Origin of the sequence: Nonomuraea turkmeniaca (genome assembly GCF_005889735.1) — a bacterium.
In the GTDB taxonomy this organism is placed as follows: domain Bacteria; phylum Actinomycetota; class Actinomycetes; order Streptosporangiales; family Streptosporangiaceae; genus Nonomuraea; species Nonomuraea turkmeniaca.
Genome location: NZ_VCKY01000230.1, coordinates 1 through 17,258, shown reverse-complemented (window position 1 = coordinate 17,258; position 17,258 = coordinate 1). Strand labels below are relative to the sequence as shown.

Sequence of the window (17,258 nt, the reverse complement as noted above, 5' to 3'; positions counted from 1 at the left end):
GTTGGTGAGGGGGCCGTCGGTGGCGGTGGTGTTCCTGGCCGGGGCGCCGTTCGGGTCGTCGATGTTGTGCCGCAGGTTCTGGCCGGTGTCGCTGATCACGCGCAGTCGGTTGGCGGCCGGGTTGAAGTCGACGCCGAAGGTCCGGCCCTGGAGCGCGACGGTCAGCTGCGAGACCTTGGTCGCGCGCGCCCGGTTGTCGAGCGTGTAGACGCCGCCCTTGTCGCCGACGGCGTACAGCCGGCCGTTCTGGACGCGGTAGTCGATGCCGACGACCTTCATGTCGCCTCTGAGGCCGCTGATCCTGCCGACCCGGTCGACGTCGCCGGGGTTGTCGCTACGGAAGACCACCAGGTCGCCGGCGGTCGTCAGGCCCGCCACGAGCGGTCCGGCGTTTCGGTGCTGGGCCTGCGCGGGCGAGGCCCAGAGAGCGGGCACGACCGCGCCCGCGCCGAGAACGGCGACGGCGAGCGCCAGTTGCTTACGCATCAGATCTCCTTGGGTGAAGGTGTTGCCTTGCTCCTTTCTTCGCCGGCGCCGGCGTTGTGGATGAGACCCCGCCCGGCATTTCGAGCAGGGCGGGGTCTCGCGGATGTGTTACGGAGTCACCCGGTCGGGGCGTTCGGAGATGCGGACGGCGTTGACGATTGTCGACCCCTCGCGGGTGGCGAAGCGCACGTTGAGCTGCCCGTCGGTGACCTTCACCGTGTACTGCCGGGCGACCGCCGTGTACGTGCCCGCCTCCAGGGCCAGATCGAGCGCCGGGATCGCGAGCTGCCCCTCGACCAGCACGTCGAACACGCGCTTGCCCATCTGCGTGTTCCTGATCTCGGCGAAGTCCAGCTCCACGGTGTACGTCCCGTCGGGCACGCCGTCGAAGCGGTACTCCAGCATGCCCTCACGAGCCGTCCTGAACAGCGCCTGGTCCTCGGTGCCCGCGATGGTCCTGGACGTGCTCTGCGTCCTGTTCTGCGTGGCGACGTAGCCGTAGGAGCCCGCGACGTACTTCTTGTCGGCCGTCCAGGTGTCGCCGCCGCTGTCGGTCAGGCTCCTGGTCGCGTCCACGTCGATCGCCACCTGGTGCTTGGGCACCACCACCGTCACCTTGATCTCGATGGTCGGCTGCCGGCCGCTGGCCGACTTGACGATCAGCTTGCCCGCGCGCAGCGTGCCGGGCGCGACCCCGGTGCTGGAGACCGTGACCTGCAGGGTCACCGCCTGCCCGGTGGCCAGCTCCCCGGCCGTCGGCGTCACGCTCGCCCAGCTCTCCCCGGTCGCGGTGTACGCGGTGGGTGAGCCGAGGTTCGTGAGCCGCAGGGTTCGCGTCCGCGTGGACTCGCCCGGCATCACCACGGTCAGCTCCGCGGCCGACGGGCTCACCCGGCCGGTGATCAGCGCCGTGTCGATCCTCGTCACCGAGCCCGGCGCGATCGTGACGGCCTTGGTGAACGTGCCGTAGTGCTCCTTGGCCACGACGACCTCGTAGTCGCCCGCCAGCACCTGCCCGTAGAACGAGCCGTCGGCGCCGGTCGTGAACGTCGCCACGTCGCCGATCCGCACGGTCGCGCCGGCCAGCGGGTCGCCGTCGTTGGCGTCGGTGACGACGCCGGTGACCAGCCCGTGCCGGCTCGCCGTGAACGTGATGCCCTGCCCGTCGGACAGCGCCGGCTCCTCATAGGAGTACAGCAGCGCGTCGGTGCCGGTCGCGTTCTCGACGCCGACCGTGGCGCTCGTGCCCTGCTCGCGCTCGCTCTCGACGTCCTTGTACCGGTACCCGATGGAGCCGTCCTCGCCCAGCAGCGCAGCGAACGAGATCCGCTGCGCGGTGTCGTTGTAGAAGGTGACGTTGCGCCACTCCACCACGAACACCCGGTGCGGCGCCGTGCCCGTCACCGCCGTGTAGACCCCGGCCTGCGCGTCCACGATCAGGTCGTCCCAGTACGGGTAGAGCGCGTTGTTCGGGGTGCCCGTGGAGGGCAGCCGGCCGTTGCTGGCGGTGACGATCCGGTCGGCGGCGAACGTGAGGAACCCGTTCGTGCCGATCCACGCCTTACCCTGCCCGGCGCCGTAGAACGGCACCGGGAACGGCAACGTCACCTGCACGGCCTCGTCGTCGCCGGTCAGCGCCAGCTTCTCGGTCCCGGCCAGGTACGCCTGGGCGCCGCTGCGGCACGTGTACCCGAAGTTGTCGCCGCGCAGCGGCAGCTCGACGTCCTTGGTCACGTCCCCGGCCACGGTCACCTCCGCCGTCGCGCCGCTGGAGCAGCGCGACCTCGGCGTGACCTTCAGGTCGTAGGTCCCGTGCGGGAGCGTCAGGCTGTAGCGGCCGTCCGCGCCGGTCACCGCGCTCACCGGGGTGCCGTCGGCCTCCACCGTCGCGCCCGGCTCCGGCGTGCCGGCCGTGGTGACCGTGCCGGACACCACGCCCGTCGGCTGCCGCGTCATCGCCACGTCCGCGGTCGCCGCCTGACCGGCGGTGATCGTGGCGGTGGCGGTGGCCGTGTCGTAGCCGAACTTCGCGGCGCTGATCTCGTACGCGCCGGCCATCAGGCGCGGGACGGCGTACGTGCCGTCCTCGCCGGTGGTCACCGTGCGGTTCATCGGTCCCGACACGGTGACCGTGACGCCGGCGACCGGCGCGCCGGCCGCGGTGACCGTGCCGCTCAGGTCGCCGACCTCACCGGCGGGCGCGGCGCGGACGGCGGCGTAGGTGTCGAGCCTGCCCTCGCCCCAGATGTTGTTGTCGGCCGCGGTGCCGCCGCACGCGGTGTCGGCGACGTCGGTGGCGGTGCTGTCGAGCAACGGCCGGGTGGCCTCCACCTCGCCCTGCAACGCGGGCGCGGCCGACCAGATCAGCGCGACCGTGGCCGCCACGTGCGGTGAGGCCATCGACGTGCCCGAATAGCTGCTGTAGCCGTTGCCGGGCGTGGAGGAGCGCACGTTCACGCCTGGTGCGGCGATGTTCGGCTTGATCTCGCCGTCCTCGCCCTCGCCCTTGCTCGAGAGGTTGTACAGGTTGTTGTTGACGTCGAAGCCGCCCGCGCTGTAGCTGATCACGTACTGGCCGGGTGAGCCGGAGGTGTCGCACGCCGGGCCCTCGTTGCCGTTGGCGAACGCGGGGAAGATGCCGGCCGCGATCCAGGCCTCGACCGTCTGCTTGTACCAGGGGTCGAACCCATCGCCGCCCCAGGAGTTGTTGACGATGTCGGGCGCCAGGTCAGGCCGCGGGTTCTGCCCGGCCAGGTCGGTGGGCGCCAGGATCCACTGCCCGGCCGCCAGCAGCGACGCGTCGGTGCAGGTGTTGACCTCGCAGCCCTTGGCGGCGATCCATTTCGCCCCCGGTGCGACGCCGATGCCGTTCGCGCCGACCATGGTGCCCATGACGTGCGTGCCGTGGCCGTTGTTGTCGCACGGCGCGGAGGTCGGGCAGACGCGGGCCGGGTCGAACCAGTTGTAGTCGTGCGTCACCGAACCGTCCGGGTTCCTGCCCCGGTAGCTCGCGGCCAGTTCGGGGTGGTCGAACTGGGCTCCGGTGTCGATGTGGGCGACCACGATGCCCTCGCCCCGGTTGCCGGTCTCGCTCCACACCCGCGGGGCGTTGACCCGGTCGATGTTCCACTCGACCGCGTTCACCTTGAGTTCGGCGCTGCCCGGGGTGGGCTCGGGCAGGGCGACGGTGCGGACCGGGTCGATGCGCTCGACCTCGGGCAGCTTGGCGATCTCGCCGGCCAGTTTCTCGTCGGCGGTCACCCGCACGGCGTCGACGATCCAGTAAGAGGTGTAGTCGGCGTCGCGGGCGTCGAGCAGCTTGCGCAGGCTCGCCTGGGAGCTCTTCGCACGCTCGGTCTTGGCCTCGAAGACCAGCTCGGACTTGGCCTGCTTGGTGGCGGCCCGGCGAGCGCCGCTCAGATCGGCGGCACCCTTCATGCGTACCCAGAAGGTGGCCTTGCCGTCCTGGGCCAGCCGCGCCTGCACGGCCGTGTCGATCTTGTCCGGATCCGGCGCCGCGTGCGCCGCGGCCTGCGGGACTGACAGACCGGCGGCGACGGTGATCCCGGCCAGGATCACGCGCCAGAGGGGGGTGGTGGGCACTCGCTCTCCTTCACGACATTGGGGGAGAGGTGATCTTTACGCCTCTGTCGAGAAGGGTGAAGAGATCGTGTCCGGAAAGCAATAGAGGTCTGGAAATGTGGCGTGACTGGCTGAAATGTAATCTGGTCAGCTGAAATGTCGCCCATAGGTGAGCTAGACCGTCATCACCGCCGGGCGGTGGCCCACTTGCCTCATGACCGCCATGAAGTACGCCTTGATCTTCTCGGCGTCCTCGTCGTCGGGGTGGGAGCCGAGGTGGTTGAGCACCGCGCCGGTCAGCATCTCCTGCAGCACGTCCAGATCCACCTCCGCGGGCAACTGCCCGAGATCGCGTGCGCGGACGAGCGTCTCGCGCACCATCGCCGCCCGCCGTCCGCCGCTGACGCTGCGGTAGGTCATGGTGAGCGCGGGATAGTCGTCACGGGCGGCGTAGACCCGGCGCAGCAGGCGCCGGTTGCGCGGCACCGCCAGATGGGCCGCCCAGTCGCCGAGCATGTGGCCGACATCGCGCCAGCCGGCGAAGGCCGGGTCGTTGTCGTGGTTGGCCCACTCCAGGGCCCGCACCAGCAGCGCGGTCTTGTCGGCGTAGCGGCGGTAGACCGTCGCCCTGGTCACCCCGGCCCGCCGCGCGACCTGCTCGATGCTGGTCTGCTCGGCGCCGGCCTCGATCAGCAGGTCCAGCGCGGCCGTCAGGATGGCGGTGTCCGCCTCCTGGCTGCGCGGCCTTCCCGCCATGTCAGCGCACTCCGTCCCACGTGACGGGCAGGTCCAGCACGCCGTGGATGAGCACGTCGGGGGTGCGCGGCCGGATCTCCTCCGGCGGCACGGCCAGACGCAGCGACGGGAACCTGGCGAACAGCGCGGGGAGTGCCGCCCGCATCTCGACCCTGGCCAGCTGCTGGCCCAGGCATTGGTGCACACCGTGGCCGAAAGCCACGTGCCCGGTCGCCGTCCGGTGCAGATCGAGGGCGTCGGGGTCGGGGAAGCGTCCGGGGTCGCGGTTGGCGGCCGTGATCGAGATCGTGACCGTCTCGCCGGCCCGCACCTTCTCGCCGCCCAGCTCGACGTCCTCCAGCGCGGTGCGGGTCAGGAAGGGGATGATGCTGAGGTACCGCAGCAGTTCCTCGATCGCCTGGTCGGGCGCCGAGTGCAGCGAGGCGAGCTGGGCGGGATGGCGCAGCAGCGTGAAGACGCCCAGGGCGATCATGTTGGCGGTGGTGTCGAGCCCCGCGCCGAGCAGCATGAAGCCGATGTTGGCCAGCTCCTCATCGCTCAGGTCGCTGCCGGTCAGCCCGCTGAGCACGTCGTCGGTGGGCGCGGCGCGCTTGGCCGCGATCAGCTCCCCTATGTGGTTCCGCATCCCGAGGAACCCCGCGATCCGCTCCTCCTGCGGGACGCCGCCGGCGGTCATCGCGGCGGCCTGCGTGCGGAAACGCTCCCGGTCCTGCTCCGGCACGCCGAGCACCTCGCAGATCATCACCGCGGGGATCGGCGAGGCGAACGCCTCCAGCAGGTCCACGGGCGTGTTCTGCCGCTCCATGGCGTCCAGGTACGTGCGGGTGACCTCCTCGGCGCGCTCGGTCAGCAGGCGCATCCTGCGCACGGTGAACTCGCCGGTGAGCAGGCGGCGGTAGCGCGTGTGCTCCGGCGGGTCCATCGAGACGAAGATGCCCGGCGGCGCCGGCTGGGCCGGGCCCCGGCCGGGCTGCTCGACGGGGATGTGCAGCAGCTCCGCGCGGACGCTGAAGCGCTGGTCGGCCAGCACCTCGCGGGCGAGCGCATGGCTGGTCACCAGCCAGCCCCGATGGCCGTCCGGGTAGGCCAGCGGGGCGATGGGACCCCGCTCGCGCACCTCGGCCAGGCCCGTGGGCGGGTCGTCGGGGGCGGGTCGCTCCGTGGGCAGGACGACGGCGTCGGTCTCGGCCATCTTGAAGTCTCCTCTGTCCGATGGCAATAACAATACAGTACAGCTCTGTATTGAAGTTGTCGCCATGCCGGGCGGGTCGCGTTGCGCGATCTTGATTGGCCGGTTAACCTGTCGGCATGCGAAACCACGCTCAGCTCCAGTGGTGGCGCCGCTTCTAGGCGGCGCGGGTTTCGCATCTCTCGCGACGAACGGGCCGCCCCGGATGGCGGCCTTTCTCGTGTCCGCCCCCGGGGCACGATCATTTGACGTACTAAGGGGCAGCACATGGAGACCAGCGGATATACCACCGCCGGGGGCATCGGGGTCGAACGCGAGGCCCGCGAGGTGGACGAGGCCGCGCTCGAAGAGATCGTGACGGCTCTGGGCGAACGACGCGGCGGCGCCTTCTCCTCAGGCATGGACTACCCGGGCCGCTACAGCCGGTGGGCCTTCGGCTATGTCGATCCGTGCCTGGAGCTGGTCGCCAAGGGGCGCACGATCTCGGCGACCGCGCTCAACGACCGGGGCAGGGTCGTGCTGCCGGCCGTCGCGTCCTGCCTGCTGGCCGCCGGCAAGCCGCTCACCGAGCCCACGGCCGACCGCGTGGAGGTGCACGTCCCCGAGCCAGGCAGTGATCCGGGGGACCTGCTGCCGGAGGAGATGCGCAGCCGCCGGCCCACCGTGTTCACCGCGATCCGCGAGGTCATCGCCGCCTTCCGCGGCGACGACCCGCACCTGGGCCTCTACGGCGCCTTCGGCTACGACCTGGCCTTCCAGTTCGAGCCCATCAGGCAGGAGCTCGCCCGCCCCGACGACCAGCGCGACCTCGTGCTCCACCTGCCCGACCGGCTGGTCGTCATCGACCGGCAGCGCGAGACGTGCGTCGAATACCGCTACGAGTTCACCGTGGACGGCGCCACGACCCGCGGCCTCGAGCGCACCGGCGCCAGCGCGCCCCTCGCCGTCCCCGGGGAGCTGCCGCCGAACCCGGTGAAGGGCGAATACGCCAAGGTCGTCGCCGCGGCCAAGGAGAAGTTCAAGCGCGGCGACCTGTTCGAGGTCGTGCCCGGGCAGGTCTTCCATGCCGCCTGCACCGACCCGGCCGCCTTCTACCGCGGCCTGCGTCACAGCAACCCGGCCCCGTACGAGTTCATCATCAGCCTCGGCGAGGGCGAGCACCTCGTCGGCGCCTCGCCCGAGATGTACGTCCGGGTCAGCGGCGACCGCGTCGAGACCTGCCCCATCTCCGGCACGATCGCCCGCGGCAGCAACCCGGTCGAGGACGCCGAGGCCATCCGCACGCTCCTCTCCAGCATCAAGGAGGAGTCGGAGCTGACCATGTGCACCGACGTCGACCGCAACGACAAGTCCCGCATCTGCGTGCCGGGCACGGTCAAGGTCATCGGCCGCCGCCAGATCGAGCTCTACTCCCGCCTCATCCACACCGTCGACCACATCGAGGGCCGGCTGCGCCCCGAGTTCGACGCGCTCGACGCCTTCCTCACCCACATGTGGGCCGTGACCGTCACCGGCGCGCCGAAGACCTGGGCCATGCAGTTCATCGAGGACCACGAGGCCACGCCCCGCCGCTGGTACGGCGGCGCCATCGGCTTCATCGGCTTCGACGGCACCATGAACACCGGCCTGACCCTGCGTACCGCCCAGATCAAGAACGGCGTGGCGACCGTCAGGGCCGGGGCCACGCTGCTGTTCGACTCCGACCCCGAGTCCGAGGAGCGCGAGACCGAGCTCAAGGCCAGCGCCCTGCTCGGCGCCCTGGCCACGGTCAACCAGCCGGACGCGGCCCCAGCCCCGGAGCCCAGGCCGCAGCCGGGCAAGGGGATGAAAGTGCTGCTCGTCGACCACGAGGACTCCTTCGTCAACACCCTCGCGGACTACTTCCGCCAGGAGGGCGCTGACGTGGTGACGCTCCGCCACGGCTTCCCGGCCCACATGATCGACGAGATCGGGCCCGACCTCGTGGTGTTGTCGCCGGGGCCCGGCTGGCCGACCGACTTCGGCATGGCGGCGCTGCTCGACCAGGTCTACGCCCGCGACCTGCCGGTCTTCGGCGTCTGCCTGGGCCTGCAGGCCATGGTCGAGCAGGCCGGCGGCACGCTGGAGCTGCTCGGCTATCCCGAGCACGGCAAGCGCGGTCAGGTCACCCGCCTCGGCGACAGCGCGCTGCTGGAGGGGCTGCCCGAGGAGTTCACCGCGGCCCGCTACCACTCGCTGCACGCCAAGCAGCCGGGGGTGGTCGGGTTCACCGCGACCGCGCTCACGCCCGACGGCAACGTCATGGCCATCGAGGACGCCGAACGGCGGCGCTTCGCCGTGCAGTTCCACCCCGAGTCGATCCTGACCCAGGAGGGCGGCGCGGGCGCGAAGATCATCGCGAACGTCCTGCGGCTCTGCCGCCGCCAGGCGGTGCGGACCTCGTAAAACACCTACGGGGGCGTGCGGGACTCCCATAGAGTCTCCGCATGCTCCCCGTAGATCTACCCGACACGGTGCGTGACGCGTTGCTCGCCCCGCTCGTGGATCACCACTGTCACGGGGTACGCCGGGACGACCTGACCCGAGCACAGTTCGAGCTGCTCATCCACGAGGGCGGCAGCGCGGCCCCGCCGGGCACCACCCATTTCGACACGCCGTTCGGCCTGGCGATACGGCGCTGGTGCGCGCCTCTGCTCGACCTGGAGCCGCACGCCCCGCCCGCCGTCTACCTCGCCCGCCGGGCCGAGCTGGGCGCGGCCGAGGTCAACAGGCGGCTGCTGGCCGCGGCCGGGGTGGTGGCGTTCCTCGTGGACACCGCGCCAACGGATCTCAGCGCTGGGGGCCTCAGCGCTGGGGGCCTCAGCACTGGGGGCCTCAGCACTGGGGGCCTCAGCGCTGGGGACGTCAGCGCAGGGGACGTCAGCGCAGAGGGCCTGAGCGAAGGGAGCGTCCGCGCTGGGGACGCGGAGCTGCTGTCGGCGGCCGAGATGGGCCGCCACGGCGGCGCGGCGGCGGACGAACTGGTCAGGATCGAGCACATCGAGCGCGACGTGGCCATGTCCGCGCAGATCGCCGTCGACTACCTCGACAGCTTCGGCGAGGAGCTGGCCGCCAGGGCCGCCAAGGCGGTCGGACTCAAGACCGTCATGGCCGCGCTCTGCGGGCTGGACTTCGACCCGGCCAGACCGAGCCGGGGCTCGGTGATCGCGGCGGCCAACCGGCGGCTCGCCGACCCCAAGGAGCCCCTCACGGATCCGATCCTGCTGCGTCACCTGCTGTGGTGCGCGATCGACGTGGCCAGGGACCGCGGCCTCCCCGTGCAGTTCCACACGGGCTTCGGCGGCACGTGGGGACTGGGCGGCGCGCCGGGCGCCGGCGGGCCGGGCCTTGAGGGCGTCTCTGGAGCCGGGTTGCACCGGACCGACCCCGCCAGGCTGAGCAGGTTCGTCGCCGGGCTCCAGCCCGCCGGCGTGCCGGTGATCCTGCTGCACTGCTACCCGTTCCACCGCCAGGCCGCCTACCTGGCCGGGCGCTACCCGCACGTCTACGTGGACGTCGGCCTCGCCCTGCCGCACACCGCCGCGGCCTCGGCCGGCGTCATGGACGAGCTCCTGGAGCTGGCCCCGTTCCACAAGCAACTGTTCAGCTCCGGCTGCCGCGGCGTCGCCGAGAGCTGCCTGCTGGGCGCCTCCTACTACCGGCAGGCCATGGGCGCGGCACTCGCGGCCAGAGTCGGCGCAGGCGAGTGGAGCGCTGCGGACGCGGCCAGAATCGCCCACATGATCGGCTCAGGAAACGCCCGCCGCATCTACCGCTTGTGACCGTAACTCCTCCTCACGGAGGAGGTGTGAGCTGCGCCTCATCCCGGATAATCGCCCCACCATGGCTGCTATCGAGATACGAGACCTATCGAAGTCGTTCGGTCCGGTACGCGCGGTGGACGGGGTGTCCTTCACGGTCGAGGCAGGCACGATCACGGGCTACTTAGGCCCCAACGGTGCGGGCAAGACCACCACCCTGCGCAGCCTCCTGGGGCTCGTCACCGCGGATTCCGGCAGCGCGCTGGTCAACGGCCGGCGCTACGTCGAGCTCGACCACCCGCTCAGCGAGGTGGGCGCGGTGCTCGAGGCCACCAACTTCCATCCCGGCCGCACCGCGTTCAACCACCTGCGGGTGCTGTGCACGGCCGCCCGCCTTCCCGTCGCCCGCGCCGAGGACGCGCTGGCCAGGGTCGGGCTGGCCGACGTGGCCGGCAAACGGGTGCTGGGCTTCTCCATGGGCATGCGCCAGCGGCTCGCGCTGGCCACCGCCATGATCGGCGATCCCGGCGTGTACATCCTCGACGAGCCCGCCAACGGCCTCGACCCGGCGGGCATCCAGTGGCTGCGCGGCTTCATGCGCCACCTGGCGCACGAGCGGGGGGCGGCGGTCCTGGTCTCCAGCCACGTGCTGGCCGAGGTCGAGCAGATCGTCGACAACGTCGTGATCATCGCCAAGGGCCGGCTGGTCCGGCAGGGCAGCCTGGCGGAGCTGATCTCCAACGGGCAGGCGCCGGTCGTCCGGGTGCGCACGGTCAGGTCCGAGGAGTTCGCCGCCACCCTGGAGCGGCACGGCGGCCAGGTGGAGGCGGCCGACGGCGTGCTCAGGGTGCGCGGGCTGGACGTCGAGAGCATCGCCAACATCGCGCTGGACGAACGCGTCCTGCTGACCGAGATGACCCAGGAACGCGGCGACCTCCAGCAGATCTTCCTGGAACTGACGGGGGAGGAGCAGAGCTGATGGCACCTGATCCGCGACGAGCAACAGGGCCGGCGGCACCGACACGCACGGAGAGGCAGGGCTGATGGGGCTCGTCCGCGCGGAGCTGCTCAAGCTCACGACCACCCGCCTGTGGTGGGTGATGCTGCTCGTCATGCTCGTCTACGTCGGGATCTCGCTCGGCTTCCTCATCGCCTTCGCCGGCGACCCGGGCCCCAACGGGCAGGCCCTCATCCCGGCCCGGCACACCCTGGCGTTCCAGGAGTCCCTGTGGGGAGTGGGCACCGGGGGCGCGCTGTTCGCGGCCGTGCTCGGCGTGGTCATGATGACCAGCGAATACCGCTACCAGACCATCACCACCACGCTCCTCGTGACGCCCAAGCGGGCGCGGGTGGTGACGGCCAAGCTCATCGCGACCCTGGTGGTGGGCGTGGCGCTCGGTCTGGCGGTGCTGGCGCTGACCGGCCTGGCGCTGGTCGTGACCGTGCTCACGGCAGGCGGCGACCTGATGTTCACCGGCACGGTGGGGCGGGTCCTGGTCAGCGTGCTGGCCGTCCTGGCGCTCTACACGCTCTTCGGCCTCGGCCTGGGGGCGCTCATCAGGAACCAGGTCGGCGCGATCATCGCCGTGCTCGCCTGGATCTACATCCTCGACTCGCTGGTCAACGCCATCCCGGCGCTGCAGCCCCTGGGCAAGTGGACGCCCGGCGGCGCGACCGCGGCCCTGACGAACACGGGCGTCGGCTTCGGGCTCGACACGTCGTACCTGCTGCCTGCCTGGGCCGGCGGCCTCGTGCTGCTGGCGTACGCACTGCTGTTCTCGGCTCTCGCCTCCGTCACCACCCTCCGCCGCGACATCACCTGACCACGGCCTGCGCGACCCCGGGGGCGCAGGGTCAGTGGGGGCGGCCGTCGAGGCAGGCGCCGAGCTTGGTGCCGACGATCTGCATGGCGTCGGCCAGGGCGGCCGTCTGCTCCGGCGTCAAATGGTCGAAGAGGACCTCCCGCAACGCCTGAGCGTGCTGCGGGGCGATCGCCGCGATGACCGCGCGCCCCTCGTCGGTGATCTCCGCCACGCTGGCCCGCCCGTCGGTCGTGTCCGGGCGCAGTCGTACGTACCCGCGCTCCACCAGCTTGCTGACCCGATGGCTGAGCCGGCTGATCGACACGTTGCCCACGGTCGCCAGGTCGCTCAGCCGCAGCGGCCGCGCGGCCAGCGCGTTGAGCAGGCCGTACTCGACGTGGACCAGGCCGTGGGCCCGGAAGGTGCGCTCCACCTGCGGGATGCCGACGAGCATGACCGCGAGCAGACCCTGCCACGCGCGCTGCTCGTCCTCGCCGAGCCCTTCGAGCAAAGAACCCCCAGGGTCAGAAGCGTCCTGCCACGACGATGACGGCCATCGCCAGCAAGACCAGGTTAACCGTGAACGGCTCCTTCCGCCTCCGGTGCACGAGGGCGGCTCCGATCATGAGGAGTCCCAGGCCCGCGGCCGCGAGCGGGGTGAGGATGGGGGCGATCCCGGTGGCCCAGGGCAGCACCACGCCGAACCCGCCGAGCACCTCCAGCGCCCCGACGGCCTTGAGTTGCGCGCCGGTGAAGTCCTCCCGGTACGCCTGGCGCTCCTGCATCGCCGCACCGAAGGAGACGAACTTGCCGATCCCCGACAGGACGAAGCCGACGCCGAGCAGGATCTGCACGACCCAGAGGAGGAGGTCCATAGCTTGACCCTTCAAGTAGTTGGGAACCCAAATGTAGACCTAAAAACTTGAAGCGACAAGTATTTGCGCGTGCAACGCCGCTGACCTGGTCGGGCGCTTGCTGTCTCACGGAGAATGGGGATGGGCGCCGACTCGCGCCGAGCCGCGTGAGCTGGTTTGCTTGGGGCGTCACAACACAGCCGATCCGAGCGGGGGCTTGCTATGGGCACTGTCGAACCTGAGATCAAGTTTCGTAGCGACATGGACGTGGAGCTGATCAAGTCCGCGGCATCGGACGCGGATGTGCTCTGGGCCGCACGTGTCTCCACGAAGGGGGAGAGCTCATTGGCCGAGCTCGAAGCTGATCCGCAGCGCTCCAAGGGCCTCATCAACTTCCTGATGCGCGACAGGCACGGCACGCCGTTCGAGCATTCGTCCATGACCTTCTACATCAGCGCGCCGATCTTTGTCTTCCGTGAATTCATGCGACACCGCACGTTCTCCTACAACGAAGAGTCCGGCAGATATCGCCAGTTGGTTCCGGTTTTCTACGTACCCGGCCCTGACCGCAAGTTGGTGCAGGAAGGCAAGCCGGGCAAGTACGTGTTCAAAGACGGCGCTCCTGAGCAGCACAAGCTGGTGACCGAAGCGACGCAGGAGAGCTATCGGCAGTCCTACCGGTCGTATCTGGAGATGCTCGAGGCAGGGGTTGCTCGGGAAGTCGCCCGGACGGTGCTTCCGGTCGGCCTCTACTCCTCGATGTACGCCACGTGCAACGCCCGCGCCCTGATGAATTTCCTCTCTCTCCGGACCAGGCGGGAGGACTCCACGTTTCCCTCATTCCCCCAGCGGGAAATCGAGATGGTCGCCGAGAAGATGGAGGAGTTGTGGTCCGAGCTCATGCCGTTGACGCATGAGGCATTCGAGGCCAACGGGCGCGTTTGCCCTTAATGATCTAGGCCCTAAACTGTCGGTGCCGTCTGGTTCTCTGGTGGGGTGAGCGGACGTGGGCAGGCCGAAGAGGGCATAAGGCGAGAAATCGGTTACGACGATGAGTCCAAAGTCCTCACGCGCAAAGGGTGGAAGCCATGGCCACTCGTGGACGGCAGTGAGGACTTTGGCACGCTCAATCCGGGGACCGGAGAATTGGAGTACCAGCGAGCGTTGAGGACGCTGCGCGTCAATTCGCCCGGCCGGGCATACCGGGTGCGATCCGAGCAGGTAGAGCTGCTCGTCGGCGCTGAGCATCTGCTCTGGGCCCAGCGAGTGGACACCAGGGCGGCTCGACGAGGGGAACAGCCGTTCGGCAGGGAGCGGCCGCTCGATCTGCTCCATCGGAGGATCCGCTACCAGAAGGTGGCGCGCTGGTCGCCGGAAGCCCCTGAATCAATGCGGATCTCTGCCACGGAGAGGTCGTGGATTCGCCGTGACAATGGCGTCTCGTGCGCTCGCGAGTATCCAGGAGCATTATTTCCAGTTGTGCCTTTTGCTCGTTTTCTTGGCTACTATCTCTCCGAAGGCAGCGTCAATGGTCATCAAATCGTTCTGCACAGAATCGAGGTCCGATCCTTGATCGTATGGTGGAGACCGTGCGAATGATGGTCTTCCCGCCTACGTCCCACAATCCGGTAACGGCGGCGTACGCACGCAGTGCGTTGCCCTCAGGGATCTGCTCGCCCGCCTCGGTCATGCTGTGGACAAGCAGATTCCTTCTTTTGTGGGCGAGTGGCCGCCGGACCTCATCAACGTTTTTCTGGATGCTATGGTGGAGGGAGATGGAACAAAACACAAGAGTACCGGCCACCGCGTGATCTATACGGCGTCACGAGTTATGGCCGACGATCTGCAGGTGCTTGCGATAAAGGCGGGAATAAGCGCCAACATTCGTAAGGACGCCCGCGTCGGGCTGGAGCGTGTCATGCCCAATGGACAGCGCTTTCACAACCTGCGGCCCTCCTACGTCGTGTCACTCCTGTCCAGGCGCGGCAGACCACTGGTCAATCACAACCTGAAGGCACGCAGCGTGTATGGGAACGCCGACGGCCGTCATGACGGGTTCGAGCCGTACAAAGGTTCCTTCCACTGCGCGCAGGTGCCGAACGGCCTGCTCTTCGTCCGGCGCGGTGGGAAACCGGTCGTGTCCGGAGGCATCATTATGTGATCAATTGTGGCCCGGCCACGCCTGACCGGTTAGGCGTGGCCGGAGAGTGCTCAGGCCAGCGCGGGCAGGACGTAGACCTCGGCGCCTGGCGGCAGGGCGCAGTCCAGGCCGCCGAGGCCCCGGGCGTTCTCCCCGCACACGATCATGCTGATGTGCCGGCGGATGCGGCCGTAGTCGTCGCGCAGCCGCTCCTCCAGCAGTGGATGAGTGCGCCGCAGCATGTCGAGGGCGGAGCCCAGCGTGGGCGGGGAGTCGCGGTCGGCGCCCACGGCGAAGACCTTGACCTCCGTGCGGCCGCTCACCCACCGTCGCAGCGCGCTGGGCAGCACGAACACCACCATCGTCACGGGCTTGCTCACCATCGGCTACAGCACCGCCGCGCGCACGGAGAGCACGTCGGGCAGGTGGCGGCCGGCCAGTGACCAGGTCTCGCCGTCGTCGCGTGAGCAGTAGACCTCGCCGTCTCGGGTGCCGAAGAACAGCCCCGCCTCCGACATGCTCATCGCGTCCCGCAGCACGGTCGCGTGCACGGGCTCCTCCGGCAGGCCCTGCCCGAAAGGCTGCCACGTGTCGCCGGCGTCGTCGCTGCGGAAGACGCGGTAGCGGTGGCCGACGGGGGTGCGGTCCATGTCGGCGTGCAGCGGCAGCACGTAGACCGTGTCGGGCCGTGACGGGTGGACGACGATCGGGAAGCCGAAGTCCGACGGGAGCGGGGATCCGATGTCGTCCCAGGCCCCGCCGAAGTCGTCGCTGCGGTAGACGCCGAAGTGGTGCTGCAGGAAGAGCCGGTCGGGCCGGGACGGGTGCATGGCGACCTTGTGCACGCACTGCCCGAACTCCGGATACTGCTGACCCTCGGGCATGAACGGGGCACGGATGCCCTGGTTGGCCGCCTCCCAGGACAGACCGCCGTCTGTCGAGCGGTAGAAGCCCCCCGTGGAGATCGCCACGCCGATGATCTCGGGGTCGGACGGGTGCGGGATGATCGTGTGCAGGCACAGGCCACCGCCGCCCGGCTGCCATTGCGGGCGGTGGGGATGCTCCCACAGGCCTTCGACGAGCTGGTAGGTGATCCCGCGGTCCTCCGAGCGGAACAACGCGCCCGGCTCGACGCCCGCCCACACCACGTCGGGCTCGGAGGGTGAGGGGGTCAGCTGCCAGACCCGGGTCAGGGTCGCCTCGGTCTTCTCGGGGAAGGCGATGGGCGGCTTCTCCGCCTCGCTCCAGGTCTGGCCGAGGTCATCGGAGTACATGACAGATGGGCCGAAGTGCCCGTACTCGATGCCCGCCAGTAGCCGGGGTGTGGTGCCGCGCGTGTCGATCGCCACCGAGGGCACCGCGACCGTGGAGAACTGGATCGGCTCGATCTCGAACGGGCCGCCGTCCGCCGAGCGGGCGAGGAACAGACCCTTGCGGGTGCCGATCGCGAGCAGTGTGTCACTCATGCCGTTGCTCCCTTCGCTAGCGGCCATCGTGCCACGCTGGACCGACAAGTTCCGAGGACTGGGCGTTTTGCCGCACGCACGAGGGCGATTCCGTAGGCATATGCGGGGATTGGCGAGCATACGGGGCCTTCCGGAGAACGACCGCAAGATCCGGTTCGCGTGGAGCGGGCGTCAGGGTGATCGAGTTCTTCGCCACCTGGGTGGTGCAGGAAGCCTCACGGATGAGCAGGTGCGAGGCTTGTGCCGGACCGAGCGGGCTGCCCCGACTGGGACGGATCTCGCATTACCTGACAGGTAATCGTGACGCTTCCCTCCACCCGCTAGGTTTCCGGACATGGGAGCGGTAGCCGTACGAGAAGAGTCCTTTGGTGATCTGTTGCGTTCGTGGCGTCAGCGCCGCCGCGTGAGCCAGCTCGACCTGGCCATCGAGGCCGACGTGTCGGCCCGCCACATCAGCTTCCTGGAGACCGGGCGCGCCCGGCCGAGCCGTGAGATGGTGATGAAGCTGGCCGAGGAGCTGGAGGTGCCGCTGCGGCACCGCAACAGGCTGATGGTGTCGGCGGGGTTCGCGCCGGTCTACCCCGAACGCGAGGTGCGCGCCCCCGAGATGGAGGTCGTCCGCCAGGCGCTGGAGAAGATCCTGGCGGGGCACGAGCCGTACCCGGCGGTCGTGGTGGACGCGGTGTGGAACCTCGTGGCGGCCAACTCGGCGGCCGGGATGTTCATGGAGGGCGTGCCGGCCGAGCTGCTGCAGGAGCCGGTCAACGTGATGCGGTTGTCGTTGCATCCGGACGCCATGGGCGGCAGGCTGCTCAACCTGGCCGAGGTGCGTGCGCACCTGCTGCACCAGCTGCGCAGGCAGGCCGAGATGTCCGGGAACGGGCTGCTGGCGGAGTTGCACGACGAGCTGGCGTCGTACACCTATCCCGGGGTCGACCTCAACGTGGCGCACGTGCCGGGGCCGGCGGACATCCTGGTGCCGCTGCGGATCGCGGCAGGCGATCGGGTGTTGTCGATGTTCACGACGATCGCGACGTTCGGCACGCCGGTGGACGTGACGGTGTCGGAGCTGGCCATCGAGACGTTCTGGCCCAATGACGAGGAGACCGCGGCCGCCTTCCGCGGGGAGCGCGGCTGACCGGCACGTGGCCGGCGCGCCGGGTTGGGCGTCCAGCGGGCGGTGGAGGGGGCGCCCCCGGTGGGG

Annotated in this window: 15 protein-coding genes; 7 read left to right on the top strand and 8 right to left on the bottom strand. The window is 69.7% G+C overall.

Annotation, left to right across the window (positions count from 1 at the left end; genetic code table 11):
• The 4 genes from ETD86_RS43310 to ETD86_RS43295 all read right to left on the bottom strand — a co-directional run.
• Positions 1 to 486: DUF4394 domain-containing protein (locus ETD86_RS43310; RefSeq protein WP_138672455.1), on the bottom strand; the 486-nt coding region annotated here is incomplete at its 3' end.
• A 108-nt stretch (positions 487 to 594) separates the two neighbouring features.
• A complete protein-coding gene (locus ETD86_RS43305; RefSeq protein WP_138672454.1) occupies positions 595 to 4,089 on the bottom strand; it encodes a S8 family serine peptidase in 3,495 nt (1,164 codons plus the stop codon).
• A gap of 153 nt (positions 4,090 to 4,242) precedes the next feature.
• On the bottom strand, positions 4,243 to 4,824 hold the full coding sequence (locus ETD86_RS43300; RefSeq protein WP_138672453.1) for a TetR/AcrR family transcriptional regulator: 582 nt from the start codon (positions 4,822 to 4,824) through the stop codon (positions 4,243 to 4,245).
• A 1-nt stretch (position 4,825) separates the two neighbouring features.
• Positions 4,826 to 6,016: a cytochrome P450 gene (locus tag ETD86_RS43295; protein WP_138672452.1), complete on the bottom strand. Its 1,191-nt coding sequence runs from the start codon at positions 6,014 to 6,016 to the stop codon at positions 4,826 to 4,828.
• Between the two features lie 264 nt (positions 6,017 to 6,280).
• Between ETD86_RS43295 and ETD86_RS43290 the strand changes: the two genes are divergently transcribed.
• From ETD86_RS43290 to ETD86_RS43275, 4 genes are all read left to right on the top strand, one after another.
• Positions 6,281 to 8,437 carry an anthranilate synthase component I gene (locus ETD86_RS43290; protein ID WP_138672451.1) on the top strand — a complete coding sequence of 719 codons (2,157 nt, stop codon included), beginning with the start codon at positions 6,281 to 6,283 and terminating at the stop codon, positions 8,435 to 8,437.
• A 41-nt stretch (positions 8,438 to 8,478) separates the two neighbouring features.
• The gene (locus tag ETD86_RS43285) at positions 8,479 to 9,813 is read left to right on the top strand and encodes an amidohydrolase family protein (protein WP_138672450.1); all 1,335 of its coding nucleotides are present in this window, start codon (positions 8,479 to 8,481) and stop codon (positions 9,811 to 9,813) included.
• A gap of 61 nt (positions 9,814 to 9,874) precedes the next feature.
• Positions 9,875 to 10,771, top strand: coding sequence for an ABC transporter ATP-binding protein (locus ETD86_RS43280; RefSeq protein WP_138672449.1), 897 nt, complete (start codon positions 9,875 to 9,877; stop codon positions 10,769 to 10,771).
• Positions 10,772 to 10,835: 64 nt separating this feature from the next.
• Positions 10,836 to 11,615, top strand: a complete 780-nt coding sequence (locus tag ETD86_RS43275) for an ABC transporter permease (protein WP_138672448.1) — start codon at positions 10,836 to 10,838, stop codon at positions 11,613 to 11,615.
• 31 nt (positions 11,616 to 11,646) lie between these two features.
• Here the strand turns inward: ETD86_RS43275 and ETD86_RS43270 are convergent, their stop codons facing one another.
• A complete protein-coding gene (locus ETD86_RS43270) occupies positions 11,647 to 12,105 on the bottom strand; it encodes a MarR family winged helix-turn-helix transcriptional regulator (RefSeq protein WP_138672447.1) in 459 nt (152 codons plus the stop codon).
• Positions 12,106 to 12,118: 13 nt separating this feature from the next.
• Positions 12,119 to 12,469: a DoxX family protein gene (locus tag ETD86_RS43265; RefSeq protein WP_138672446.1), complete on the bottom strand. Its 351-nt coding sequence runs from the start codon at positions 12,467 to 12,469 to the stop codon at positions 12,119 to 12,121.
• A gap of 240 nt (positions 12,470 to 12,709) precedes the next feature.
• On the opposite strand from ETD86_RS43265, the gene thyX reads away from it, so the two are divergent.
• Positions 12,710 to 13,399 (top strand): FAD-dependent thymidylate synthase, encoded by a 690-nt coding sequence (gene thyX / locus ETD86_RS43260; protein WP_211370675.1) that lies wholly within the window; start codon positions 12,710 to 12,712, stop codon positions 13,397 to 13,399.
• A gap of 742 nt (positions 13,400 to 14,141) precedes the next feature.
• The gene (locus ETD86_RS43255; protein WP_138672444.1) at positions 14,142 to 14,609 is read left to right on the top strand and encodes an LAGLIDADG family homing endonuclease; all 468 of its coding nucleotides are present in this window, start codon (positions 14,142 to 14,144) and stop codon (positions 14,607 to 14,609) included.
• Between the two features lie 50 nt (positions 14,610 to 14,659).
• Here ETD86_RS43255 and ETD86_RS43250 read toward each other — a convergent pair whose 3' ends face one another.
• Together ETD86_RS43250 and ETD86_RS43245 are read right to left on the bottom strand one after the other, a co-directional pair.
• Positions 14,660 to 14,971 carry a ubiquitin family protein gene (locus tag ETD86_RS43250; RefSeq protein WP_211370674.1) on the bottom strand — a complete coding sequence of 104 codons (312 nt, stop codon included), beginning with the start codon at positions 14,969 to 14,971 and terminating at the stop codon, positions 14,660 to 14,662.
• Between the two features lie 3 nt (positions 14,972 to 14,974).
• Positions 14,975 to 16,054, bottom strand: coding sequence for a WD40/YVTN/BNR-like repeat-containing protein (locus tag ETD86_RS43245; RefSeq protein ID WP_138672443.1), 1,080 nt, complete (start codon positions 16,052 to 16,054; stop codon positions 14,975 to 14,977).
• 334 nt (positions 16,055 to 16,388) lie between these two features.
• Here ETD86_RS43245 and ETD86_RS43240 point away from each other — a divergent pair, with 334 nt between their 5' ends.
• On the top strand, positions 16,389 to 17,192 hold the full coding sequence (locus ETD86_RS43240; protein ID WP_211370673.1) for a helix-turn-helix domain-containing protein: 804 nt from the start codon (positions 16,389 to 16,391) through the stop codon (positions 17,190 to 17,192).
• The last annotated feature ends 66 nt before the right edge of the window (positions 17,193 to 17,258 follow it).